The organism is Paraburkholderia sp. BL10I2N1 (assembly GCF_004361815.1).
Taxonomy (GTDB): Bacteria; Pseudomonadota; Gammaproteobacteria; order Burkholderiales; family Burkholderiaceae; genus Paraburkholderia.
On record NZ_SNWA01000001.1, the window covers coordinates 3,065,563 to 3,091,456 of the forward strand.

The following is a 25,894-nucleotide window of genomic DNA, read 5'->3' on the forward strand; positions in this document are numbered from 1 at the left end:
GGAGTTGGACCCGGCCCCGGTGCGCGGGCAGGCGCACGCGGGGCGTTCGCCTGCACGCTGAGCGCCGGCTTTGGCCTGGCAACGCGACGACCGGGTCGTCTTTCTGCGGGGTCGAATCGCGTGGCCGATTTGGGCCCCCGGCAAGCGCCTCATGATCTCTCGGCTTTTCACGTCCTGAACACGATCTGGGTCAACCGCTCGACGGGGCAAACGTTCTACAATGACGGCTGTTCTCCGAAGTGAGTTTCCATGCGCAATTTTTTCCTTTCCGGCTTGACCGGCACGTTTGCCGCAGGCGCTGCGCTCGTCGCCGCAGCAGGTTTTTTTTCCTCGACGGCGCACGCAAACAACGTGATCGTGCTCAATTCTGGCGAAGCGACGCTAAGCCTGATTGACGAAGCGACGCGGCAGGTGGTTGCCACGGTCCCCACCGGCAAGGAACCGCATCACCTGATGGTGACGCCCGACAATTCGTCGTTGATCGTCGCCAATTCGGTGTCGAACAACCTGATGTTCGTCGACCCGAAAACGGGGCAGGTGCAGCGTTGGGTCGAAAACATCGAAGATCCCTATCAGATTGGCTTTTCGCCGGATCGCAAGTGGCTCGTGACGACGGGGCTTCGCCTCGATCGCCTCGACATCTACCACTACGATGGCCACAACATGACGCTCGCGAGCCATCTGCCGCTCGCCGTGATGCCGAGCCACATGGCGTTCTCGAATGACAGCAAGACGGTGTTCGTCACGCTGCAGGTGTCGGGCGAACTCGCCGCGGTCGATCTGGCCACGCAGCAGGTCAAGTGGAAGATGAAGGTAGGCAAGGTGCCGGCCGGCCTGTGGATGACACCGGGTGACAAATACCTGCTCATCGGCATGACGGGCGCCGACTACGTCGCCGTGGTGGACTGGCGCAACCAGAAGATCGTGAAAACGATTCCAACCGGCAAGGGCGCGCATAACTTCCGCTCGCTTGCCGACGGCAAACACGTCGCCGTGTCGAATCGCGTGGCGAGCACGATCAGCATCATCGATGAAGATTCGCTCACGAACGTGGGCGACATCACCGGGTTGATGCCCGGGCCGGACGACATGGAGCTTTCGGCAGACAAGCGCTATCTGTGGGTCACGTTCCGCTTCGCGAAGCACATCGGCGTCATCGACCTGACGACGCGCAAGCTGATCCAGACGATCACCGTTGGCCGTTCGCCGCACGGCATCTATTTCTTCGATCGCGCGCCCGTGACGGCGCCGAACGGTGCGTGATGAGCGCTCAAGGCACGCACGGCACGCATCTCATGAACTATCCCTCGTGAAGCACTGCGTGCAACATGCTCCACCTGATCTTCTCGTCTCTCGATAGCTTCGTCTCGGCCGTGCAGACGCTGCTGTACGTCAATGTCGTGCAGCCGCTACTGTTCCGGTTCAACCTGATGGACTACGACGAGGACACCTACGATAGCCTCTACTGGGTGATCGTAGGCGTGTTCGAGGTGCTGGCGATGTACGCGGTGCTGCGTCCGCTCGAAGCGCTGCGGCCGGTGGAGCAGTGGGAAAACCGCAGGGCCGTGCGGGTCGACGTGCTCTACACGTGGATCGCGAAGCTCGGCATCCTGAACCTGTTGTTCTTTTTCTCGCTGCAGCCGTTTTTCGACACCGTGCAGGGCTGGCTGCGGCTGCATGACATCTCCAACATCAACTTCGACAACCTGTGGCCGGGCGTGACCACGCAGCCGCTCGCGACGTTCGTGATGTACCTGCTCGTGCTCGATTTCGCGGGCTACTGGTATCACCGCTGGGAGCATCGCATCGGCATCTGGTGGGAACTGCATGCGGTTCATCACAGCCAGCGCCAGATGTCGCTCTGGACCGACGATCGCAACCATCTGCTCGACGATCTGCTGCAGGCGTGTTTCTTCGCGACGATCGCGCTCGCTATCGGCGTGCAGCCGTCGCAGTTCGTGGTGCTCGTGGCGATCACCAACCTCGCGCAGAGCGTGCAGCATGCCAACATACGCCTGTATTTTGGCTGGCTCGGGGAACGGCTGCTGGTCAGCCCGACGTTTCATCGCCGGCATCATGCGATCGGATATGGCCACGAAGGTCTCAAATACGGCTGCAACTTCGGCGTACTGTTCCCGTGGTGGGACATGCTGTTTGGCAGTGCGTCGTGGAGCCGCGTCACGGAGCCCACGGGCATTCGCGAGCAGCTTCAGGGCCACGAGTATGGCGAGGGTATCTGGGCGCAACACTGGCTCGCGCTGGTGCGAATTGCCCGCCGTCTTGCCCGAAGCCGGTCGCCGGACAAGGACGCGGCTGCGGTCTGATCCCGCCGCTGCATGATGGCTGCATGCGCCTGCGCTCTTACCGGCGGCGCTGTCCCTGGTTTATCCTGTTCGTGTTCGCTGACGTTTCCTGACGCGTTTTGACGTTTCCAGTTTCGTTCATCCGTTTTGTTCACTGTTGCATTCACCGGCACTTGCTCGCATGAATGACCTGTTGCGCTCGTTCGGACGCGCACTCACCAGCGCGCTGCACCCGCGCATGCTCTGGCTGACCTTCGTGCCGTTCGCGGCAGCCGCGCTCGTGTGGGGCGTGCTTCTCTGGTTCTCCTGGCAGACGCTGACCGGCGCCACGCGCACGTGGCTCGAAAGCTGGACGTTCACGACCACGCTTTATGGCCTCTTCGACTGGCTTGGTTTTTCGTCGCTGCATGCGGTGGTCGCGCCTTTCATCGTGATTGCGCTGGCGATACCGTTGATCGTCGTGACCGTGCTGCTGCTGATCGCGACGCTGTCGATGCCGGCGGTTATCCGCCACCTGTCCGCACGGCAGTTCTCCGGGCTGGAGATGCGGCGCGGCGGAACGTGGTACGGTAGTCTCGCGCACGCGCTGTGGACGACGCTCATCTGTCTTGTACTGTTGATCGTCACGGTGCCGCTGTGGCTCGTGCCGCCGTTCTTCGCGCTGATTCCGCCATTGCTGTGGGGGTGGCTCACCTACCGCGTCATGACGTACGACGCGCTTGCGCTGCACGCGACCAGCGCCGAGCGGCGCGCTCTGGTGCGGCGCCACCGGTTGCCGCTTTTGCTGATCGGTGTCGCGAGTGGTCTGCTCGGCTCGCTGCCGACGCTGCTGTGGGCGTCTTCGGTCTGGCTGATTGTGCTGTTTCCGGTGGTCACGGCGGCGACGATCTGGATCTACGCATTCATCCTGGTTTTCTCGGCGCTGTGGTTTGGCAATTACTGCCTGCGCGCGTTGCAGCGCATGCGCGCGGAAGAGCATGGCGCGCGCGCGGCGGCGACGCTTCCTTACTGAACTCCCTTATCGAAGAAGAGGCGGTCATGGCATTTGGCGTCATCATCATCGGCGACGAAATCCTGTCGGGCAGACGCACCGACAAGCATTTGCCGAAAGTCATCCAGCTCCTGACCCAGCGTGGGCTTGCGCTCGAGTGGGCCGAGTACGTCGGCGACGATCCAGAGCGCATCACGGCCACGTTGCGCCGCTCGTTCGCTTCAGGGGATATCGTATTTTCGACGGGCGGCATCGGCGCTACACCCGACGATCACACGCGCCAGTGCGCGGCTGCCGCGCTCGGTGTGCCGCTGGAGTTGCACCCGGAGGCGGCCGTGCTGATTCAGGAGCGGATTCGCGACATGCACGTCGATCCGGCTGGTTCGCCGCCCGATCTCAACTCACCGGAAAACCGCCATCGGTTCAATATGGGTACGTTCCCCCATGGTGCGTCGATCATTCCGAACGGCTACAACAAGATTCCTGGTTTTTCGGTTGGCGACCACCATTTCGTGCCGGGCTTCCCGGTAATGGCGTGGCCCATGATCGAGTGGGTGCTGGATACAAAGTACGCGCACCTGCATCACGCGATGCCGCATGCCGAGAAGTCACTGCTAGTGTTCGAGTTGCCGGAGTCGACGCTTACGCCGTTGATGGAGAAGATCGAGCACGACTTCCCCGGTGTACGCGTGTTCAGTCTGCCGAGCGTCGGGGATGCCGAGCGCGGCGGTGTCTACGCACGCCGTCACATCGATCTGGGTGTGAAGGGCGAGCCGGAAGCCGTTGCTGCGGCTTTCGTGAAGTTGCGCGAAGGCGTGCATCTGCTCGGCGGCGACATCGTCGAGCCCGAGGCTGCGCAGCCGAAGTCGTAGGGTTGTTGATTCCCGCAATCGCGCGCGATCCGCATCACGGCTCCCTTAAAGCCCTGTGGCCGGTTCACAGGGCCTCTCAAGCCTTCAGGCCCCGATCCAGGGAAGACCGCGAAAGCACCAGCCCGAAACGGTTTTCCGATGCCCCTGGCCGTCCTTGTCGCCTTCAAAGCCTTCCAGCAGGTCGAACGCCTGCCCGAATCCCGCCTGCGTAGCTGCGATTGCAGCCAGCTTCGAGCGCGCGGCACTGCGGCACAGGAACAGAACCGGAGTGTCGGGCGACACGGTCTGACGCAGCTGATCGAGGAATTCCGCGTTCGGCACGCCACCAGGGTAGCGTGTCCATTCGACGTGCGCGTACTGACCGTCACCCACCACCGGCCGGCCCACCCAGTCGAGTTCTGCGCGGGTGCGCACGTCGACGAGGCGGGCGCGCGGATCCAGCTGCAGCAGCTCGAACGCCTCGGCGGGTGACAGCGAGCCGGCGTAGGGCAAATGGTTCTCGGTGCGCCGTTTGTCGGCGTGGGCGTACAACTGTTCGAGCGTGCTCATGACAGCAAATCTCCCCTCAATTCCATCGGACCAAAAGATCATTCTAGCGCGGCGGACGTATCGCGCATAATCAGGCCATGCGGACGATGCACGGCGTAGCAGACGGGTGATATGCTCGATAATGGTGCGAAAACGAATTTTTGCACCAAAATGAAAATGCCAGGTGGTGTGCCACGACGCATTGCACAAATCTGGTGCTTTCGTCGGGCCACGGTTGACGCCACCGCTGCGGCGAGTGTGCGGCAATTCCCCGTTAGGGCGCGTCAGGACAGGCTTCTGCGCCGGGTTGGCGCATACGTGGCACAGAAGCTGCTTTATACGGCCCGATCGATTCGGCCGTGGGCTTTTTCGTCATACCTGAGCGTTCGGGTGGACGTGCCGGGGCGGGTCAGCTAGATTGGGGCGGCGGCTAAATCCGCCGAATTCGTTAATCAGGAGAATAGGTTATGAGTAAATCCGTGGCCGACGTCATGCAACTCGTCAAAGACGAAGACGTCAAGTTTGTTGACTTCCGTTTCACTGACACGCGCGGCAAGGAGCAACACGTATCGGTGCCGGTGTCGGCATTCGACGAGGACAAATTCGAAAGCGGCCATGCGTTCGACGGTTCTTCGATTGCCGGCTGGAAGGGCATCGAGGCGTCGGACATGCTGCTCGTGCCGGACGCAGACACAGCCTTCATCGACCCGTTCTATGAAGAGTCGACCCTCGTCATGACCTGCGACGTCGTCGAACCGGCGGACGGCAAGGGTTATGAACGCGATCCGCGCTCGCTGGCAAAGCGCGCCGAAGCCTATCTGAAGAGCACGGGCCTTGGCGACACGGCTTACTTCGGTCCGGAACCGGAATTCTTCATTTTCGACTCGGTCCAGTGGAACACGGACATGTCGGGCTGCTTCGTGAAGATCGGCTCGGAAGAAGCACCGTGGTCGTCGGGCAAGGAATTCGAAGGTGGCAATACGGGTCACCGTCCGGGCGTGAAGGGCGGCTATTTCCCGGTCGCTCCGGTCGATTCTTTCCAGGACATCCGTTCGGAAATGTGTCTGCTGCTCGAGCAGATCGGCATTCCGGTCGAAGTGCACCACCACGAAGTCGGAGGCATGGGCCAGAACGAGATCGGTACGAAGTTCTCGACGCTCGTGCAGCGCGCCGACTGGACGCAGCAACTGAAGTACATCGTCCACAACGTCGCGCACACGTACGGCAAGACGGCGACGTTCATGCCGAAGCCGATTGTCGGTGACAACGGTTCGGGCATGCACGTTCACCAGTCGATCTGGAAGGATGGCCAGAACCTGTTCGCAGGCAACGGCTACGCGGGGCTGTCGGAATTCGCGCTGTTCTACATCGGCGGCATCATCAAGCACGCCCGTGCACTGAACGCGATCACGAACCCGACGACGAACTCGTACAAGCGTCTCGTGCCGCACTTCGAAGCACCGGTGAAGCTGGCTTACTCGGCACGCAACCGTTCGGCATCGATCCGTATTCCGCACGTGTCGAACCCGAAGGGTCGTCGTATCGAAACGCGTTTCCCGGACCCGATGGCCAATCCGTACCTGCTGTTCTCGGCGCTGATGATGGCGGGTCTCGACGGCGTGCAGAACAAGATTCACCCGGGCGAAGCCGCTGACAAGAACCTGTACGACCTGCCGCCGGAAGAGGATGCAAAGATCCCGACCGTGTGTGCTGGTCTCGATCAGGCGCTGGATGCCCTCGACAAGGATCGCGAGTTCCTGACGCGTGGCGGGGTGTTCACCGACGCGATGCTGGACGCTTACCTGGAACTGAAGGAAGGCGAACTGCAACGTGTGCGTATGACCACGCACCCGATCGAATTCGAAATGTACTACTCGCTGTAAGCGGCGATGGCGCTTCGCCTGCAGTACGGGCGAAGCGCACGCCCGACGTTCGCGATCGGTCACGAAGGGACGGCGGCGCCGTCCCTTTTTCGTTGAGCCATCGGGAGCGTTTGCAACACTCAGACTAGCTGTGTTCGCCCTCTCAACGTCTCATAGCGGCCAGACTGACACACGATGGATCTGAAGAATCTGATCAAGGCAAGGAAAGGGCACGCGGAGCCACTGTCGAGCGATGCGCAGCTCATCGATTCCGGTCTGTTGGCTGGATTCGAGGCATTGCCCACGGTTGTTCTCGTGCTGGAAAAGCGCACGTTGCGTGTCGCGTTTGCGAACCCGTCGGCCGAATCGATGCTCGATCTGTCGCGCCGGCAACTCACGCAAATGGCGTGGCCGGACATCTTTTCGAACGCAGACGAACTCTCCGTCACGATCGCTGCAATCGCCGAAAATCGTTTTCACGCAACCCACCTCGACGCGGTGCTCGAACGGCCCGGACACGAACCGCTGCATGTGCATGCGATCGTGGGTTTTCTCGAGAGCGCGCAGGATTACGTACTGCTCGAACTTTTCGAGAACGAGCGCCATGTGCGTTCGGATCGCGAGGAACGCATCCACGATCTGACCGCAGTCAACAAGCAGCTGATCCGCAATCTCGCGCACGAAATCAAGAATCCGCTCGGCGGCATTCGCGGCGCGGCGCAACTGCTCGAATTCGAACTCAGCGCGCGCGAGCGCGACGAACTGCGTGAGTACACGCAGGTCGTCATCAAGGAATCGGATCGTCTTCAGACGCTGGTCGACCGGCTGCTGGAGCCGCACCGTCATCCGCATATCGTCGGTGACGTGAACATTCACGAAGTGTGCGAGCGGGTGCGTGCCGTGATCCTCGCGGAGTTTCCGCGCGGCCTCACGGTCGAGCGCGACTACGACGTGAGCGTTCCCGATCTGCGCGGCGACAAGGAGCAGCTGATTCAGGCGCTGCTCAACATCGTTCGCAATGCAGCGGAAGCGTTGCGCGAACGCATTTCACAGGGCGACGCGCGCATTGAATTGCGCACGCGTGTCGCACGCAAGGTGACCATTGCGAAACGGCTTTGTAAGCTGGCACTGGACTTGCATATCATCGACAACGGCCCCGGCATTCCAGCGGATATCCGGGACCGCATCTTCTATCCACTCGTTTCGGGGCGTGAGGATGGAAGCGGTCTTGGTCTGACGCTCGCGCAGACCTTCGTGCAGCAGCACGACGGTCTGATCGAAGTGGATAGCCGGCCGGGCCACACCGAGTTTCAGATTCTGCTGCCGCTCGAGTAACCCGCTTAAGTGAATACGCCGACACGCACCTAAAGACCTTTGACTGACCATATGAAGCCGATCTGGATAGTAGACGACGATCAATCGATCCGCTGGGTGCTCGAGAAAGCCCTTGCACGCGAGAACTTCGCGACCCGCAGCTTCGCGAATGTGCGCGAGGCGGCAGGCGCGCTGGATCACGACAGCCCACAGGTGCTGGTCTCCGATATCAGGATGCCTGGCGGTTCCGGCCTCGAACTGCTGCAGACCGTGCGCGAAAGGGTGCCGGGTCTGCCCGTCATCATCATGACGGCGTTCTCGGATCTCGATAGCGCGGTCGCCGCGTTTCAAGGCGGGGCATTCGAATATCTCGCGAAGCCATTCGACGTCGACAAGGCTGTCGAGCTGATCCGTCGCGCCGTCGACGAAAGCATGCGCGGCGAACAAACATGGGACGACCGTGTCGCCGAGGCACCGGAAATGCTCGGCCAGGCACCGGCGATGCAGGACATGTTTCGCGCCATCGGCCGCCTGTCCCATTCTGCGGCGACCGTGCTCATCACCGGCGAATCAGGCACCGGCAAGGAGCTTGTAGCACGCGCGCTGCACCGACATAGCCCACGCGCAAGCGGACCGTTCATTGCACTGAACACCGCGGCGATCCCGAAGGACCTGCTGGAGTCGGAACTCTTCGGCCATGAGCGCGGGGCGTTTACCGGTGCGCAGGCGATGCGCCAGGGCCGCTTCGAACAGGCCGAGAACGGCACGCTGTTTCTCGATGAAATCGGCGACATGCCGTTCGATTTGCAGACGCGGCTGTTGCGCGTGCTGTCGGATGGTCAGTTCTATCGTGTCGGCGGCCACAATCCGCTGCGCGCGAACGTACGGGTCATCGCGGCCACGCACCAGAATCTTGAATCGCGTGTGCGTCAGGGGCTGTTTCGCGAGGACCTGTACCACCGTCTCAATGTGATCCGGCTGCGTCTGCCGGCGCTGCGGGAACGTAGCGAAGACATTCCGCTGCTCACGCGTCATTTCCTGCAGAAGAGCGCGCGCGATCTTGGCGTCGAACCCAAGCGCGTGTCCGAGGAAGCGCTTGCGTATCTCGCTTCACTGCCGTTTCCGGGCAACGTGCGTCAGCTGGAGAATCTTGCCAACTGGCTAACCGTGATGGCGCCGGCGCAGACCATCGAGATCAAGGACCTGCCGCCGGATCTCGTGCCGGGGCAGACGGGTGGCGCGGATATCGCCGCGGGCGCCGGCCTCGCGGCGGAGGCGGGCAGTGCAGTGCCCGGTACCGGGACGAATGGCGCGGCGTCATTGCCTTCGATGCCAGCGGCGGCGGGCGGCGTGCCCGCGAGCGTCCCCGTCAGCATTTGGGAAAGCGGGTTGCGAACCGAGGTCGCGCGGATGCTGCGCGAGAACGCCGCGGACGTCATGGATGAACTGTCGCGTCGCTTCGAGGCCGCGGTCATTCGCGAAGCGCTCGACTTCACCCGTGGACGCAAGGTGGAAGCCGCCGAGCGACTCGGCATCGGCCGTAATACGATCACCCGCAAGATTCAGGAACTGGATCTCGAATAGCGGTATCTCACGGTTTCACGTAAGGCAGGCTGTCCGGGCGCGCTTTCCTTTTGGGAGCACGCGTGGACGGCCGCTTCGCCCGGGTATTGGGCATAGCACCAGACGTGGTCGTCAAGCGCTCGCGGACGCGGAATGCGCGTCAGGCGGCTCAGCCATCCGCAGCAAGGCATAATCGACGCTGTTCTTCTTCTGACAGCCCACCATGCCCGTTGCACGCCCCTGGCCTCATAGTCCCGATCCATTCCTGCATCTCGAAGAACTTCACGCGCCTGTGTCGCTCGCGTGGGTCGAGCAGCAGAACGCGCGCACGCGCAGCGCGCGGCGCAGTGGCGAGCGCTTCGCTACGCTCACGCAGCGTCTTGCCAGCGCGTATCTGCCGCGCGAACGGCCAGTTATCCCGACTCGCTGGAAAGACTGGGCGTACGACTTCTGGCAGGATGATCGCAATCCGAAGGGCGTGTGGCGACGCACGCCGTGGGCGAGCTGGCGCAGCGGCAAGCCGCAATGGCAGAACCTGCTTGACGTGGATGCGCTCGGCGAGGCCGAGGCAACGCCGTGGGTGGTCGCCGGTATCGACATCCTCTATCCCGATGGCGATCGCGCGCTGATCGCGCTGTCGCCGGGCGGCTCGGATGCAACGGTGGTGCGCGAGTTCGACATCGACAGTCAACGGTTCGTCGACGATGGCTTCGCGATTTCGACGGCAGGCAAGCACACGGTGTCGTGGATCGATCGCGAAACGGTGTACGTCGGCTGGGACAACGGGGAGGCGACCCTCACGCGTTCCGGTTACCCGCGCGAGGTACGCCGCTGGACACGCGGCACGGCGCTTGCCGACGCACCGGTGGTGTTCGCCGGCGAGTTCGACGACATCGGCGTCGAGGCGCATTTCGATCCGGTGGAAATGCGTCATTCGGCCGTGCGCGACGTCGATTTCTTCGACTCGCATACGTACTGGCCCGACGCCAGCGGAACATGGCAGCGCTATGATGTGCCGCCGCACGTCGCGGTCGGCGGTTGGCACGGCTGGCTGTTGCTCGAGCCGCGTCTCGACTGGGATTGCATCGACGCGCACTTTCCTGGCGGCGCATTGCTCGCGATTCGCGAAGCCGAGTTTCTGGCTGGCAGCCGCCGCTTCGTCCCGCTTTTCATACCCACACCGCACACGTCCGCATGCGACTGGACGCACACGCGCAACATCCTGATCGTCTCCTGGCTCGATGACGTGCAAAGCCGGACCCAGCTTTGGCAACCCCGTGAGTCGGCGGAGGGTGGCTGGAAGTGGGAGTCGCGCATGTTTCCGTCGCGCGAGGACGCGCCGGCCGCGCAGGTCGACGTGTCGCCGATCGAGTCTACGCTCAACGATGAAGTCTACGTCGATGTCGACGATTATCTGCAGCCGCCCGAATACTGCCTCGCAGATCTCGCGAAAGAAGACCTGTCTGCGTGGGAGTTGCTCGACCGCTGGCCGACACAGTTCGACGCCCAGCCGTTGACGGTCACGCGCGGCCATGCCCGGTCGAAGGATGGCACGCAGGTGCCGTACACGATCGTCGGCGCGCGCAGCATACTCGAGGTGCGAACGTCCCCTCCCAGCCCGTGTCTGCTGACGGGTTACGGCGGCTTCGCCGTGCCGCTCACGCCGGACTACCTGGTCGGTCCCGGCATTGGCTGGCTGGAAGAGGGCGGTGTCTACGTCGTCGCGCATATTCGCGGTGGCGGCGAGTTCGGAACGGACTGGCATCTGGCGGCCCAGCGCGAGGATCGTCAGCGCGCGTTCGACGATTTCATTGCCGTTGCCGAGGCCCTCATCGCGGATGGCGTGACCACGGCCGCGCAACTCGGCATCCAGGGTGGCAGCAACGGCGGGCTGCTGGTTGCCGCATGTATGACCCAGCGTCCCGAACTGTTTGGCGCAGTGGTGTGCGAGGTGCCGCTGCTGGACATGCAGCGTTATCACCTGCTGCATGCGGGCGCGTCATGGATGGACGAATATGGCGACCCGGACGATCCTGACGAAGCGCTCGCGCTCGCCGCCTATTCGCCGTATCACCGCGCAACCGCTGAGGCGAAATATCCGCCGGTGCTGTTCACCACATCGACGAGCGACGACCGCGTGCATCCCGGACACGCCCGCAAGATGGTGGCGCGCATGCAGGCGCTCGGACACGTTGACGTGTGGTACTGGGAGAACACGGACGGAGGTCACGGCGCGGGCTCCGATGCGCTGGAGCGCGCCGCCTACGATGCGATGGTGTACCGCTTTCTGTGGTCGTGCCTCGGATAGACGTCGCTGCTTCTTCCTGCTCAGGAGGACGACGGCGCAATGTGGACCATCGTGCTGTCGTTTCCTGTTAGCCGCGCTCTTCGTGCGGCCTGAGCATTCTCAAGCGAGTTGTGCGACGACAGGCGCGTGGTCCGACGGCTGGTCCCACTTACGCGGCACCTTGTCGACATCGCACGCGGTGCACGTCGCCGCGAGTGCCTTCGACAGCAGGACGTGGTCGATGCGCAGACCCGCGTTGCGCCGGAACGCGAGCATCCGGTAGTCCCACCATGTGAAGGTTTTTTCCGGATGCTCGAAGAGCCGGAATGCATCGACGAGGCCAAGTTCGACAAGTCGCACGAACTGCGTTCGCTCTTCAGGCGAGACGAGGTTCTGGCCTTCCCAGGCCTTCGGGTCGTGCACGTCGCGGTCTTCAGGTGCGATGTTGTAGTCGCCGAGCAGCGCGAGTTTCGGATGCTGTGTGAGTTCGCCTGCGATCCAGTCGTGCAGTGCGTCGAGCCAGCGCAGCTTGTAGGCGAACTTGTCGGTGCCGGGCGCCTGGCCGTTCGGGAAGTAGGCGGAGATCACGCGCACGCCCGCAATCGTCGCGGCGATCACGCGCTGCTGTGGGTCGTCGAAGCCGGGGATATTGCGCACGATCGAGGTCTCGTCGACTTCCACGCCGTTGCGCACGAGGATGCCGACACCGTTGTAAGTCTTCTGGCCGGCGAACCAGCTTTGATATCCCTTTGCCTCGAGATCGGCCCGCGGGAATTTTTCGTCGGGCAGTTTCAGCTCCTGCAGACACAGGACATCGGTCTGGCTAAGATCCAGCCAGTCGATCACATGCTGCTGGCGAACCTTCAGGGAATTGACGTTCCAGGTGGCGATTTTCATTCTGTGTCGAAATGGGCTGCGCGATGGTCTTCAAGTTTACCTGAAGGGCGTCGACGGCGGTCTGGGGATTCACCGGTGCGCGGACCCGGCGCGACCGCGCCCTGACGTGCCTGCAGCGGACCAGGGGTAAATAATTCGCGGGATACGCCATCGCGCGGCGTATAGTGAAACGACACACACATTTTTGGGGGCCATCATGGCCGATTCTTACCCGGTTCTGTACAAGGACTTCGAAGTACATCCCCTGGTTTTTTCGAGGGCGTTCAACAGGTTCGACGGCCACAAGAAGCAGGCCGAAGGTTATGACGTTGCGGTACGCGTGTGCCGTCCGGGCGCAATCAGCGGATCGAAAGCGAGCCGCGTGTTTCGCCTCACACGTCAGCTAACGTTCTCCGATTTTGGCGTGGCGAAACGCAGCGCGAGTCAGTACGGCGCAGACATTATCGATGGAAAGATCGAAGGCGCTTCGGTAGCCGATCTTTAAGCGCGCAAATTAATTCGCATGAGTGTTTGACGGGCTGCGGGTACGTAAGTACAATTCGGTTCCTCTGACGCGGGGTGGAGCAGTCTGGCAGCTCGTCGGGCTCATAACCCGAAGGTCACAGGTTCAAATCCTGTCCCCGCAACCAACGCTGTATAAGCTTGTGCAATCCAGCTGATTTTGAAGCAAGGGTGTTTTCTGCTTCGAAGCACGTGATGCGTAAGCTTGTGATCTTCCGGTCGCAAAACAAAAACCCGCTCCGGCGGGTTTTTTGTTTTGCGACGCAGCGTTTCGACAGCCACGCAGGCGGCCTGCCGTCATCGGTGACAATCTCCTCGCCTCGTCTCGCAGTCACGTGTTTCACCAGAACACGAACGGCCTCTCTGAACGGCACGTTCCGGACACGACTTCCCACAGGCTTGAAGACGCCGATAGAATCGAAGGCAGTCAAAGGAGCCGCTTATGGACCTGATCATCCGACGTGCCGTGCTGCCCGATTCTCCCCCCGGTCGCCACGAACCTGTCGACATCGGCATCGAAGGCGGCCGCATTCTCTCCGTCGAACCCCATCTCGCCGCCACCGCTCCGGAAGAAATCGACGCTGCCGGATCGCTCGTCACACCGCCGTTCGTCGATCCGCATTTCCACATGGATGCGACGTTGTCATACGGTCTGCCGCGCGTGAACGCGTCGGGGACCTTGCTCGAAGGCATCGCATTGTGGGGCGAACTCAAGCCGCAACTGACGCAGGAAGCGCTGGTCGAGCGCGCTCTGCAGTACTGCGACTGGGCCGTCGCGCGCGGGCTGCTGGCGATCCGTTCGCACGTCGATGTGTGCGACCCCCGGCTGCTTGCAGTCGAGGCGCTGCTCGAGGTGAAGCGGCGCGTTGCGCCGTATCTCGATCTGCAACTGGTTGCATTTCCACAGGACGGCGTGCTGCGCAGTCCCGGCGCGTTCGACAATCTAAAGCGTGCGATCTCGCTTGGCGTCGACGTGGTCGGCGGCATTCCGCATTTCGAGCGCACGATGGCCGACGGGGCGGAGTCGGTCCGTCTGTTGTGCGAATACGCGGCCGAAAACGGCTTGCGCGTCGACATGCATTGCGACGAGTCCGACGATCCGATGTCGCGTCACATCGAAACACTCGCGGCCCAGACGCATCGTCTGGGGCTGCATGGGCGCGTCACCGGATCGCATCTGACGTCGATGCATTCGATGGACAACTACTATGTCAGCAAACTGCTGCCGCTGATGCGCGATGCAGGGGTTGCGGCGATCGCAAACCCCTTGATCAACATCACCTTGCAAGGCCGCAGCGATACCTATCCGAAGCGCCGCGGCATGACCCGCGTGCCGGAAATGCTCGCTGCAGGGATCAACGTCGCTTTCGGTCACGACTGCGTGATGGACCCCTGGTACAGTCTGGGTTCTGGCGACATGCTCGAAGTCGCGCACATGGGCTTGCACGTTGCACAGATGACGGGCCAGGACGGCATGCGCGCATGCTTTAACGCCGTCACGGTGAACGCGGCGCGCATTCTCGGCCTCGAAGGATATGGCATCGCACCGGGTTGCGACGCGAATCTCGTGCTGCTCGATGCACGCGATCCCGTCGAAGCTATCCGTCTACGGGCGGCACGGCTTGTCGTGGTCCGGCGCGGCAAGGTGGTTAGCCGTTCACCGGCCGCGCTGGCGACGCTCACGCTGCCAGGAAGACCCGCCCACGTCGATTTCAGGCTGTACCGCTGAGCGTCGCCACCTCGCGGGGTCATCCGCGTGCAAGCGGACGTGGATGTGCCCGTGCACGCGCACGTAAAAAAGCCGGCGAGCGCACAGGCGTTCGCCGGCTTTGTCTTTGCCTCGCTACGGCCGTTCAGATAGCCGTAGCGATGACTATGAAACTCACTGCGTCGCGGCGCCCGGCGTCATGCCGTTGTGACGCAGCAGCGCGTCGATGGTCGGCTCACGGCCGCGGAACGCCTTGAACGATTCCATTGCCGGACGGCTGCCGCCGACTTCGAGAATCTCCTTGCGATAACGGGTGCCCGTTGCGGCATCGAGGACGCTGCCGTTCACGGTCTTCGCGGCTTCTTCGAACGCGGCGTACGCATCGGCGGACAGCACCTCCGCCCACTTGTAGCTGTAGTAGCCCGCCGCGTAGCCGCCTGCGAAGATGTGGCTGAACGTGTTCGGCCAGCGCGAGAAAGAAGCCTGCGGCACGACGTGGAAGCGCTCGTTGATCTCGCGGGCAAGGTCGTTCGCGCTTTTCTGGCCGGCCGGATCGAAGTCGACGTGCAGTGTCATGTCGAACATCGAGAAGACGATCTGCCGCAGCGTGCCAAGGCCGCTCTGGAAGTTCTTCGCGGCCAGCATCCTGTCGTATAGCGGACGCGGCAGCGGCGCAGCCGTCTCGACATGAGATGTCATGTCGCTCAGCACATCCCACTCCCAGCAGAAGTTCTCCATGAACTGCGAGGGCAGTTCGACCGCGTCCCATTCGACGCCGTTGATGCCCGACACGCCGAGTTCGTCGACACGCGTCAGCATGTGGTGCAGGCCGTGGCCGAATTCGTGGAAGAGCGTGATGACTTCATCATGCGTGAAGCACGCGGGCTTGCCACCGACCGGCGCCGAGAAGTTGCACGTCAGATACGCGACCGGCGTTTGCACGCCGCCTTCCGCTCGCTTGCGACGCGTACGCGCATCGTCCATCCATGCGCCGCCGCGTTTGCCTTCGCGCGCGTAGAGATCGAGGTAGAACTGCGCGACGAGGCCGCCGTCCTGATTCTCGACGCGGAAGAAGCGCACGTCCGGATGCCACACGGTTGCTTCGTCGCGACGGATGCGCACACCGAACAGCGTCTCGGTGACCTTGAACAGACCCCTCAGTACCGCGTCTTCAGGGAAGTACTGTTTGACCTCGTTCTCGGAGAACGAATAACGTTTCTGGCGCAGACGCTCGCCGGCGAACGTCATGTCCCACGGCTGCATCTCGGTCAGGCCGAGTTCGCCGGCGGCGAATTCGCGCAGCTCCTTCCAGTCCTGTTCGGCGTGCGGGCGTGCGCGCGTGGCGAGATCTTCGAGAAACCCCATCACCTGCGCCGGCGACTCGGCCATCTTCGGTGTGAGCGACACTTCCGCGAAATTGTCAAAGCCAAGCATCTGCGCTTCTTCGTTACGAAGTTTCAACTGCTCGGCGACGATCGCGGTGTTGTCCCATTCGGTCTTGCCGTTGCCGTACGCTGCACCCAGTTCGGAGGCGCGCGTTACATACGCGCGGTACATCGTCTCGCGCATCGCGCGGTTTTCGGAGTACTGCATCACCGGGAAATATGAGGGGAAATGCAGCGTGAATTTCCAGCCGTCCTTGTCGTCTTTCTGCGCAGCTTCGCGGGCGCCTTCGATGACGTCTTCCGGCAGGCCGGCCAGCTCGGCTTCGCTCGTGGCGATGTATGCATAGGCATTGGTCGCGTCGAGCACATGATCGGAGAACGATTTCGACAGCGCGGCCTGGCGCTCCTGCAATTCGGCGAAACGGGGCTTCTGGTCTTCCGGCAATTCGGCACCCGACAGGCGGAAATCGCGCAGCGCGTTGTTCAGGATTTTCTTGCGTTCGCCCGTGAGCGACGAGAAGTCGGGACTTGCCGCGAGCGCCTTGTATTTCTCGTAAAGCGCGAGATTCTGGCCGACGCTCGACCAGAATTCGGTCACGCGCGGCAGGTTTTCGCCGTAGGCGGCGCGCAATTCTGGCGTGTCGGCTACGGCGTTCAGGTGGCCGACCACGCCCCAGGCGCGCGAAAGCGGTTCCGTCGCCCGCTCGACGGGTTCGACGACGTCGGCCCACGACGCGGGCGTCACCGGCGCGCTGGCGCGTTCGACCGCGGCGTTTGCGTTTGCAAGCAGCACGTCGAGAGCCGGGGTGACATGTTCAGGGCGGATTTCGCCAAAGCGCGGCAGGTCGGTGAAATCGAGGAGCGGATTGTCCGGATTCGTGCGGGTGTTGGCTGACATAAGGCTTCCTGTCTGTCGCGGATAAAAAGGGCAACGCGGGGCGGTGCGTACCGCTTCCCATAACCGGATTATTGGGGCGGGACACGCCGTTTCCAACCGGGTCAAGCAGCAAATTATCAGAAGTTGGCGCCTCTGGCGTGAGCCGTGATGCTCAGGCAATCCGTCATGACCTGAACTGTGACGCAACGTACAGTGAGCGCCGGTGCCCTGCGCGACCATTTATCCTTGGTCGCCGCTGCGCGCAGGCGGCTTGTCCGGAGGCCATTTCCCGTTTTTCCTGGATGATCAAGGTGATGAATCTCTCGCAAGCACTGTCTCGCAAGGGGAACAACTTCGATCTGGTGCGTCTTGTCGCTGCCATTCTGGTGGTCTGGTGCCATGCCTACCTCATGCAGCCCAATGATCCCGCGATCGACCCGCTGGGTACCGCACTGGGGTTCGACGGCCTGGGCAGTCTCGGCGTGTATGCGTTCTTTCTGATGAGCGGCATCCTCGTGACGGCGAGTTACGACCGGCAGCGTTCTGCGCCGCGTTTCGTCGCGCTGCGCGTTGCGCGCCTCTGGCCAGCGGTTGCGGGGGGCTCGCTCTTTGCCATCTTCGTGATCGGGCCATTGTTCACGACCTTGCCGCTGTCCGAATACTTCGCGTCGCATATGACATGGATGAACCTCGACAACGCGTCCACCCTCGCGTTCAAAAGAGGCTGGGTGTTGCCGGGGGTGTTCGAACACAACCGGTTCGAACGCGATATCTGTGCGCCGCTATGGACACTGCCGCTCGAAGTCAGGTGCTATCTGATCGTTCTTGTTGCCGGTGTTCTGGGCCTTTTATCGAGCCGCCGCGGCGTATTCCTGGCCGTCGCGATGGGTCTGGTGGCGTTCGCCGTACGCGTGCGATTTGCGCCGTTCGAACTGTCGCTGCGCGATTTTTCCCAGAAGGCGGGCGGCTATTCTTTCTGGCCAGAACTGTTCTTCATGGGTGGCATGCTGCTCTATAGCTGGCGCGATCGCGTTCATATCAACGGGCTGGCTGCGACCGCGTTCCTGATGATCTTTCTGGTGTTTCGTGACACAGCCGCTGCGCAGCCGCTGTTCTATGTGACTTTCGTGTACGGCGTGCTGTGGACAGGTTCGACGCCCGCGTTGCGCCGCTTTGTGCCGCGTAACGACTACTCGTTCGGAATCTATATATACGGGTTCATGATGCAGCAATCCGTGGCGAGCGTCGCTCCCCATCTGAATCACGTTGAAGCCACGCTGGTCGCTGCGCCCTTCATTCTGCTCTGTGCGGCCGCTTCATGGCACTTCATCGAACGTCCTGTGCTCACCTGGTGCCGGGCACGTCTTGCTCGTGAGGTGGCTCATCCTGTGCCGGCCATCGGCGCCGATAGCGCCGCGCGTTGATGCCGTAGCGGACGGATCGCGCGGTAGTGTCCGATGGCTGAATGCGTTGCCATCGGACCGCACGCCGGTTATACCGCGCCTGCGGCGCGCTCGGCGGCTTCGATGGTATTCACGAGCAGCATTGTGATCGTCATCGGGCCGACCCCGCCCGGCACCGGCGTGATAAAACCGGCGACCTCCTTGACTCCGGCGAAATCGACGTCGCCGCACAGTTTGCCTGCGTCGTCGCGGTTCATGCCGACGTCGATCACCGCTGCGCCCGGCTTCACCATGTCGGCCGTCAGGATGTTGCGGCGGCCGGTCGCGGCGACGACGACATCGGCGCTGCGCGTCTTCGCGGCCAGATCGCGCGTCTTGCTGTGGCAGATCGTGACGGTTGCGCCGGCTTCGAGCAGCAGCAGCGCCATCGGCTTGCCGACGATGTTCGAGCGGCCGATCACCACCGCATCCGCGCCTTTCAGCGGGATGTCATAGGCCTCGAACATTTTCATCACGCCATACGGCGTGCATGGCCGGAACAGCGGCATGCCGGTCATCAGCGCGCCCGCGTTGGCCACGTGAAAACCGTCGACATCTTTCTCAGGGGCAATCGCTTCGATCACCTTGTGGCTGTCGATATGCGGCGGCAGCGGCAACTGGACGAGGATGCCGTGGATCTTCGGATCGCGGTTCAGTTCGTCGATGCGCGCAAGCAGATCGGCTTCCGGCAATGTTGTGGGGTAGCGGTCGTAGGACGAAAAGATCCCGTTGTCCTGACAGGCCTTGACCTTGTTGCGGACATACACTTCGCTTGCCGGATTGTCGCCGACCAGCACGACGGCGAGGCCCGGCTGATGGCCGCGGGCGGTAAGGGCGGCGGCGCGGCTGGCGACGTCGGCGCGAAGGGTCCTGGAGAGGGCGTTGCCGTCGATGAGGGTGGCTGTCATGGTCGGTCGAGAGTGGGCAGTTCGGAATGCGGAGTGCGCGGCACGGTGCGTGCGTCGTGGCGCTTTTCGGCACGAAAGTGTCGGGTCGCGAAAAGCGCGCGGCGCAGATTCTGCGTCGCTGCGAAAGCTGGGATTATACCGTCGCCGCCCGCGCGGACCGAGCGCGCAAGGCTTCGCCGGCGCCGCGCGCGGGTTGTGGGGTCTTTCGGAAGGGGAGGTGCGGCTGGGGCGTGCTGAAGAGCCCGGTTCGGGTCTCTTCAGCATGCGACGCAGGGGGTTACTGCGGTTGCGGCTTGTTCGACAGCGCGAGTCGCAGCAGATCGGCGACCGTGTTGACGTTGAGCTTTTCCATGATGTTCGCGCGGTGTGCTTCGACGGTCTTGATGCTGATACCGAGGTCGTCGGCGATCTGCTTGTTGAGCCGTCCGGCGATGATCCGCTCCAGCACCTGGTGTTCGCGGGCCGTCAGCTTGCCGAGGCGTTCCGCGGCGGCGCGCTGCTGCTGCACGCTGCTGCTTTCGCTGCGCGCCTTGTCGAGCATGCGCTCGACCAGCTTGCGCAGTTCGGCTTCGTCGAACGGTTTTTCAATGAAGTCCATTGCGCCTTTTTTCATTGTCGACACCGCCATCGGCACGTCGCCGTGACCCGTGACGAAGATGATCGGCAAGGACGCGTTATCGGTGATCAGGCGCTCCTGCAGCTCGAGCCCGCTCATGCCCTGCATCCGGACGTCGAGAATCAGGCAGGCAATCTGGCCCGCGTGCTGGCCGGGCTGGTAGGCGTCGATGAACTGCTCCGCGCTGGAGAAGCACTGCACGCGATAACCGTTGGCCTCCAGCAGCCAGCGCAGCGAATCTCGCACGGCCTCGTCATCATCGACGACAAAGACGGTTTCCTGTGTGGTGACTGGGGTATTCATGTCTCTCCCGTAACGGTTTGTGGTGTCGGCGCCTCTGACCCGCCGTTGCTTGGGCCGTCCGGCTCTCCAATAGGCAGACTGCAATGGAACGTGGCGCCTGTGATGTGACCGTCGGCTTCGACGTTGTTCACTACCCACAGGCGACCGCGATGGGACTCGATGATGGAGCGGCAAATATTGAGCCCCATGCCCATGCCATCGGACTTGGTGCTGTAAAACGGTTCAAAGAGGCGCTCGGCCATCGCTTCGTCGACGCCCGGACCCTGGTCGACGACGCTGACGCAGACAAAGCCGCTGTCGAGCCGCACGACGACGCGGATCACCGGATCGACCGCGTTCGGCCGCGCATCGTGCATCGCTTCGGCGGCGTTCTTCAGCAGATTCACGAGGACCTGCTCGATCAGCACCGGGTCGACGTAGATCACCGGCAGACGCGAGCGCAGATCGGTGACGATGCGGATCCGGCGCTTGCGCGCCTCGATCTCGGCAAGGCCGACTGCATCCGCGACGATATCGGCGACGCGGGTAGGCTGGCGCTTTGGTTCGCTACGTTTCACGAATTCGCGGATCCGCTTGATGATCATGCCGGCGCGCACCGCCTGCTGGGCAGTTTTTTCGAGCACGGGCAACAGGTTGTCAGGAGTTGTCCGACCAGATTTAACCAGCGCGACGGTTCCCGAGCAATAGTTATTGATAGCGGCGAGCGGCTGGTTCAGTTCGTGCGCGAGCGAAGACGCCATTTCGCCCATCGTCATCAGGCGGCTCGTGAACTGCAGCTTTTCGTCCTGCTGGCGCGCGAGTTCCTGAGCCTGCTTGCGGGTCGTGATGTCGGTCGCGATCTGCATCTGCGCCAGATGGCCATCCACCCACTGGATGTACTGGCGCCGCACTTCGAACCATTTCTGGATGCCCTGCACATAGACTTCCTGCGCGTCGGCGGTGCTTTCGGTCAGCGCGGCGGCGGGCAGGCCGGCGTACGTGTCGACCATGTCGATCGAATCCGACGACGCCTGGGAACTGTCGAAGCCGCCCCCCGCCAGTTCCAGATGGCCGTCCGGGCGGATGCCGAACAGATGCCGGTAATAGCGGTTGGCGAAGAGCAGCTCGGCTTCGTCGGCGGCGAGGACGGACACGGCGGCGTCGAGGCTTTCGAGCACGGTCGTGAAACGATCATGGGCGGCCGCGAGTTCTTCGCGCGCGCGCTTCGGCTCGGTGATGTCGGTCATCGACGACATCCAGCCGGTCTGGCGTCCGGAACTGTCGATCAGCGGCGAGACATACAGGCGCGCGTGGAACAGCGACCCGTCCTTGCGGCGCACACGCAGTTCGAACCCCGACGACGGCGCCTTGCCGCGCAGCGTCATGTCGAGCTGGCGCTGCATTTCGGGGTACGCGTCACGCGGCCAGTAAGGGAAGGGCGCCGTCTTGCCGTTCAGGTCGCTTTCGTCCCAGCCGGTCATGCGGCAGAAGGCGGGGTTCACGTGCGTGATGCGCCCGTGCATGTCGAGCACGCGCATGCCGATCAGCACGGAGTTCTCCATCGCGCGCCGGAAGAACGCTTCGGCATACAGCGCCTGCTGCGCTTCGAAGCGCTGGCGGGTGTGTTTCCAGAGGCTCCACAGGCTCCACAGCACGAAACACGAGAGGCCGGCCACCAGCCACACGAGCGTATTGTTCGTGAAGTTGGTCATCTGCGGGTACGCGTACACGCGCACCGACACGCCCTGGCCCGGCGGATCGAGCGGCAGGTCGTAGAACGCATCGCGCGGCAGGCGCGGGCGCGTCGACGTCGTGGCCAGCTCGTGGTTGTTCACGTCGATGATCGAGATCTTGTACTTCGCGGACAGCTCGGGCGGGATGTCGTGCTTGAGAATGCCTTCAATCGAAAACACGGCCGCAATCGTGCCGAGGAACTCACGGTCGCGGAACACCGGCGTTTGCAGCGTCAGATAACCGTTTCCGACGTCGTCGTAGATGAGCGGCGAATAGACCTGGCGGCGCGTGTTGCGCGCCTCGGCGAAGGCGGCCTTCACTGCCTCGTCCATCTGCGCGTCGTTGGGTTTCGCGAGGCGCTGGCCGAAGAGCGGCAGCGCGTTGTTCGGCCAGCGCGGCTGTTGCAGGCTCGTGTACCAGTTCATGTAGAGGATCTCGGGGTGCCCCTGCATGATGTCCGCCGTGGACACCTGGAACGAATGCTGGTCGGCATGGCCAGCGGCGAGGTCGCGCGCCAGCGCCTGGATCTGTTCCTGGGCACCCGTCATGGACAGGCGGATCTGCTGCTGCGCCCACGCGACGTTACGGTAGAGCGTGTCTTCCTGCTGCTGCTGTTCGCGCCGGTTCAGGCTCCACAGAATCAGACTCATGACGATCAGGAACACCAGGATCGACAGGAGCGGCGTCAGCAAATAGGAATTCGACCACCATGGTCCGTGGTGCCAGCGAGACGGCGACGTATCCGCCGGCGAGCCGGACGGTCGCGCCGAGCGTGCGAAAAGCCGATCGGTCAACATGGCTGGCATTGTAACGCAGCGAGTCGTGGCGAAATGACGCAAAAAATGACCGAAAGCGGCTCCAATCGGAGCAAACTAGCCGACGTATTCGCAGGAGGCCGGTGAATTCAGTGTGCGCCGCAGCAATTTACCGCATTATGAGAAATGATCTCGCAATTTGAAATTTTTGTTGCCAGGAGGTTGGCCCCCTTATTACAATCGCCCGAAAGCTGCCGCGGTCGGGCTTCGTCCGCGTCGTCTGTTCAAAGAGCGTTCCTCATACTCAGGAGACGAGCATGTCCGCTGTACCCGACGAAGTGATGAAATATGTCGCCGCCGAAAAAGACGACGACCCACAGGAAACCGGTGAATGGCTGGAAGCACTGGATGGCGTGATTTCTGCGGTCGGGCCGGACCGCGCTCACTATCTGATCGAAAAACAGATCGAATTTGCGCGTGTCCACGGCGAGCATCTGCCGTTCTCGGCCAACACCCCCTACATCAACACGATCCCGGTTGCACGTCAGGCGAATAATCCCGGCGACCAGGATGTCGAACACCGCATCCGTTCATACACGCGCTGGAACGCCATCGCGATGGTGCTGCGCGCGGGCAAGGACACGAACGTCGGCGGCCATATCGCATCGTTCGCTTCGGCCGCGACGTTGTATGACGTCGGCTACAACCACTTCTGGCATGCGCCGTCGGACCAGCACGGCGGCGACCTGGTGTTCGTGCAGGGTCACTCGTCTCCCGGCGTGTACTCGCGCGCGTTCCTCCTCGGCCGTCTGACCGAGAACCAGCTCGACAACTTCCGCCAGGAAGTGGGCGGCGAGGGCATCTCGTCGTATCCGCACCCGTGGCTGATGCCGGATTTCTGGCAGTTCCCGACCGTCTCGATGGGTCTCGGCCCGATCATGGCGATCTATCAGGCGCGCTTCATGAAGTACCTGCAGGCGCGCGGCATTGCGAAGACGGAAGGCCGCAAGGTCTGGGCGTTCCTCGGCGACGGCGAAACGGATGAACCGGAATCGCTCGGCGCGATCGGCATGGCCGGCCGCGAACGCCTCGAGAACCTCGTGTTCGTCATCAACTGCAACCTGCAGCGTCTCGACGGCCCGGTGCGCGGTAACGGCAAGATCATCCAGGAACTCGAGAGCGAGTTCCGCGGCGCCGGCTGGAATGTGATCAAGGTGATCTGGGGCAGCCGCTGGGATGCGCTCTTCGCACGCGACAAGTCGGGCGTGCTGATGCGCCGGATGATGGAAGTGGTCGACGGCGAATACCAGACATATAAATCGGAGTCGGGCGCCTATGTCCGCGAGCACTTCTTCAATACGCCCGAGCTGAAGGCGCTGGTTTCCGACTGGTCCGACGAAGAGATCTGGAACCTGAACCGCGGCGGCCATGACCCGCACAAGATCTACGCGGCGTTCCACGAAGCATCGCAGACGAAGGGCCAGCCGACCGTGATCCTCGCCAAGACGATCAAGGGCTACGGCATGGGCGAAGCCGGCCAGGCGATGAACATTACCCACCAGCAGAAGAAGATGCAGGTGGATCAGCTCAAGAAATTCCGCGACCAGTTCCGTCTGCCGATCTCCGACGACGATCTCGTCCACGTGCCGTACCTCAAGTTCGAAGAAGGTTCGAAGGAACTCGAGTACATGCGAAGCCGCCGCCAGGATCTGGGCGGTTATCTGCCGGCGCGTCGCCAGAAGGCGGAATCGCTGCCGGTGCCGGATCTCGCCGCGTTCGACCCGCTGCTGAAGGGCACGGGAGAAGGCCGCGAGATTTCGACGACGATGGCGTTCGTGCGGATCCTCAACATCCTGCTGAAGGACAAGGCGCTTGGCAAACGCGTAGTGCCGATCGTGCCGGACGAATCACGTACGTTCGGTATGGAAGGTCTCTTCCGCCAGATCGGTATTTGGAATCAGGAAGGCCAGAAGTATGTGCCGGAAGATTCCGACCAGCTGATGTTCTACCGCGAATCGGAAACCGGCCAGATCCTGCAGGAAGGGATCAACGAAGCCGGCGGGATGTGTGACTGGATCGCAGCCGCGACGTCGTACTCGACGCATGGCGAGATCATGATCCCGTTCTACATCTTCTATTCGATGTTCGGCTTCCAGCGCATCGGCGATCTGGCATGGGCCGCCGGCGACATGCGCGCGCGCGGTTTCCTGCTCGGTGGCACGGCAGGCCGTACGACGCTGAACGGCGAAGGTCTCCAGCACGAAGATGGGCACTCGCTCCTGTGGGCCGCTTCGGTGCCGAACTGCCTGAGCTATGACCCGACGTTTGGTTACGAACTCGCGGTCATCATGCAGGATGGCCTGCGCCGCATGCTCGCCAACCAGGAAGACGTGTATTACTACATTACGGTGATGAACGAGAACTACGAACACCCGGCGATGCCGCAGGGCGATAGCGTAGCGGCCGACATCATCAAGGGCATGTACGCCTTCAGGAAAGCCGACGCTGACAGCAAGGCGCCGCGCGTCCAGTTGATGGGCGCGGGCACGATCTTCAACGAAGTGATCGCTGCCGCCGACCTGCTGAAAAACGACTGGGGCGTTGCAGCCGACCTGTGGAGCGTGCCGAGTTTCACCGAACTCGCGCGCGAAGGCCACGAAGTCCAGCGCTGGAACCTGCTGCACCCGACCGAAGAGAAGAAGCTCTCGCATGTCGAGAAGCTGCTGAAGGACGCGCAGGGTCCGGTCATCGCATCGACCGACTACGTCCGTGCGCTCACGGAGCAGATCCGCGCCTTCGTGCCGCAACGCTTCGTTGTGCTCGGTACCGACGGCTTCGGCCGCTCGGACACGCGCGAAAAGCTGCGTCACTTCTTCGAAGTGGATCGTTACTGGGTTACCGTCGCTGCGTTGAATGCGCTCGCAGACGAAGGTACGATCGAACGCAAGGTCGTCGCCGAGGCGCTCAAGAAGTACAACCTCGATCCTGCCAAACCCAACCCGATGACCGTCTAAGGCATCGCCCCCGAGTGCCATGCGTGCGTTTCCCTGCCTGAAAAGGCGGGGAGGC

General features: G+C 62.5%; 18 protein-coding genes and 1 tRNA gene. 13 read left to right on the forward strand and 6 right to left on the reverse strand.

Annotated features, from left to right (window positions below):
* The first annotated feature begins 249 nt into the window (after positions 1-249).
* The 4 genes from B0G77_RS14310 (at position 250) to B0G77_RS14325 (ending at position 4,166) form a co-directional block, all read left to right on the forward strand.
* The gene (locus tag B0G77_RS14310; protein WP_133662711.1) at positions 250-1,263 is read left to right on the forward strand and encodes a beta-propeller fold lactonase family protein; all 1,014 of its coding nucleotides are present in this window, start codon (positions 250-252) and stop codon (positions 1,261-1,263) included.
* Between the two features lie 65 nt (positions 1,264-1,328).
* Positions 1,329-2,324 (forward strand): sterol desaturase family protein, encoded by a 996-nt coding sequence (locus tag B0G77_RS14315; protein WP_133662712.1) that lies wholly within the window; start codon positions 1,329-1,331, stop codon positions 2,322-2,324.
* A 160-nt stretch (positions 2,325-2,484) separates the two neighbouring features.
* A complete protein-coding gene (locus B0G77_RS14320) occupies positions 2,485-3,315 on the forward strand; it encodes an EI24 domain-containing protein (RefSeq protein WP_133662713.1) in 831 nt (276 codons plus the stop codon).
* Positions 3,316-3,341: 26 nt separating this feature from the next.
* Positions 3,342-4,166 carry a molybdopterin-binding protein gene (locus B0G77_RS14325; RefSeq protein ID WP_133662714.1) on the forward strand — a complete coding sequence of 275 codons (825 nt, stop codon included), beginning with the start codon at positions 3,342-3,344 and terminating at the stop codon, positions 4,164-4,166.
* An 84-nt stretch (positions 4,167-4,250) separates the two neighbouring features.
* Here the strand turns inward: B0G77_RS14325 and B0G77_RS14330 are convergent, their stop codons facing one another.
* Positions 4,251-4,715 carry a rhodanese-like domain-containing protein gene (locus B0G77_RS14330; protein WP_133662715.1) on the reverse strand — a complete coding sequence of 155 codons (465 nt, stop codon included), beginning with the start codon at positions 4,713-4,715 and terminating at the stop codon, positions 4,251-4,253.
* A 446-nt stretch (positions 4,716-5,161) separates the two neighbouring features.
* Between B0G77_RS14330 and glnA the strand changes: the two genes are divergently transcribed.
* The 4 genes from glnA (at position 5,162) to B0G77_RS14350 (ending at position 11,741) form a co-directional block, all read left to right on the forward strand.
* The gene (gene glnA / locus B0G77_RS14335; protein WP_133662716.1) at positions 5,162-6,577 is read left to right on the forward strand and encodes a type I glutamate--ammonia ligase; all 1,416 of its coding nucleotides are present in this window, start codon (positions 5,162-5,164) and stop codon (positions 6,575-6,577) included.
* Between the two features lie 174 nt (positions 6,578-6,751).
* A complete protein-coding gene (gene glnL / locus B0G77_RS14340; RefSeq protein WP_133662717.1) occupies positions 6,752-7,891 on the forward strand; it encodes a nitrogen regulation protein NR(II) in 1,140 nt (379 codons plus the stop codon).
* 51 nt (positions 7,892-7,942) lie between these two features.
* Positions 7,943-9,454, forward strand: coding sequence for a nitrogen regulation protein NR(I) (gene ntrC / locus B0G77_RS14345; RefSeq protein ID WP_133662718.1), 1,512 nt, complete (start codon positions 7,943-7,945; stop codon positions 9,452-9,454).
* A gap of 202 nt (positions 9,455-9,656) precedes the next feature.
* Positions 9,657-11,741, forward strand: a complete 2,085-nt coding sequence (locus tag B0G77_RS14350) for a prolyl oligopeptidase family serine peptidase (protein ID WP_133662719.1) — start codon at positions 9,657-9,659, stop codon at positions 11,739-11,741.
* Positions 11,742-11,840: 99 nt separating this feature from the next.
* Here B0G77_RS14350 and xth read toward each other — a convergent pair whose 3' ends face one another.
* Positions 11,841-12,617, reverse strand: coding sequence for an exodeoxyribonuclease III (xth, locus tag B0G77_RS14355; RefSeq protein WP_133662720.1), 777 nt, complete (start codon positions 12,615-12,617; stop codon positions 11,841-11,843).
* 196 nt (positions 12,618-12,813) lie between these two features.
* On the opposite strand from xth, the gene B0G77_RS14360 reads away from it, so the two are divergent.
* The 3 genes from B0G77_RS14360 to B0G77_RS14370 all read left to right on the forward strand — a co-directional run bounded on the left by B0G77_RS14360 (position 12,814) and on the right by B0G77_RS14370 (position 14,847).
* Positions 12,814-13,101, forward strand: coding sequence for a hypothetical protein (locus B0G77_RS14360; RefSeq protein ID WP_133662721.1), 288 nt, complete (start codon positions 12,814-12,816; stop codon positions 13,099-13,101).
* Positions 13,102-13,169: 68 nt separating this feature from the next.
* Positions 13,170-13,246, forward strand: a tRNA-Met gene (locus B0G77_RS14365).
* Positions 13,247-13,560: 314 nt separating this feature from the next.
* Complete coding sequence (locus B0G77_RS14370; RefSeq protein ID WP_133662722.1) at positions 13,561-14,847, forward strand: amidohydrolase family protein; 1,287 nt, start codon at positions 13,561-13,563, stop codon at positions 14,845-14,847.
* Positions 14,848-15,000: 153 nt separating this feature from the next.
* Here the strand turns inward: B0G77_RS14370 and B0G77_RS14375 are convergent, their stop codons facing one another.
* Complete coding sequence (locus B0G77_RS14375; RefSeq protein WP_133662723.1) at positions 15,001-17,109, reverse strand: M3 family metallopeptidase; 2,109 nt, start codon at positions 17,107-17,109, stop codon at positions 15,001-15,003.
* A gap of 293 nt (positions 17,110-17,402) precedes the next feature.
* On the opposite strand from B0G77_RS14375, the gene B0G77_RS14380 reads away from it, so the two are divergent.
* On the forward strand, positions 17,403-18,512 hold the full coding sequence (locus B0G77_RS14380) for an acyltransferase (RefSeq protein ID WP_133662724.1): 1,110 nt from the start codon (positions 17,403-17,405) through the stop codon (positions 18,510-18,512).
* Positions 18,513-18,580: 68 nt separating this feature from the next.
* Here B0G77_RS14380 and folD read toward each other — a convergent pair whose 3' ends face one another.
* The 3 genes from folD to fixL all read right to left on the reverse strand — a co-directional run bounded on the left by folD (position 18,581) and on the right by fixL (position 22,867).
* A complete protein-coding gene (gene folD, locus B0G77_RS14385; protein WP_133662725.1) occupies positions 18,581-19,438 on the reverse strand; it encodes a bifunctional methylenetetrahydrofolate dehydrogenase/methenyltetrahydrofolate cyclohydrolase FolD in 858 nt (285 codons plus the stop codon).
* A 277-nt stretch (positions 19,439-19,715) separates the two neighbouring features.
* Positions 19,716-20,357 carry an oxygen response regulator transcription factor FixJ gene (gene fixJ / locus B0G77_RS14390; RefSeq protein WP_133662726.1) on the reverse strand — a complete coding sequence of 214 codons (642 nt, stop codon included), beginning with the start codon at positions 20,355-20,357 and terminating at the stop codon, positions 19,716-19,718.
* On the reverse strand, positions 20,354-22,867 hold the full coding sequence (gene fixL, locus B0G77_RS14395) for an oxygen sensor histidine kinase FixL (RefSeq protein WP_133662727.1): 2,514 nt from the start codon (positions 22,865-22,867) through the stop codon (positions 20,354-20,356). The genes fixJ and fixL overlap by 4 nt, the downstream gene beginning before the upstream one ends.
* Before the next feature lie 275 nt (positions 22,868-23,142).
* Here fixL and aceE point away from each other — a divergent pair, with 275 nt between their 5' ends.
* Positions 23,143-25,839, forward strand: a complete 2,697-nt coding sequence (gene aceE / locus B0G77_RS14400) for a pyruvate dehydrogenase (acetyl-transferring), homodimeric type (protein ID WP_133662728.1) — start codon at positions 23,143-23,145, stop codon at positions 25,837-25,839.
* Positions 25,840-25,894 lie beyond the last annotated feature (55 nt).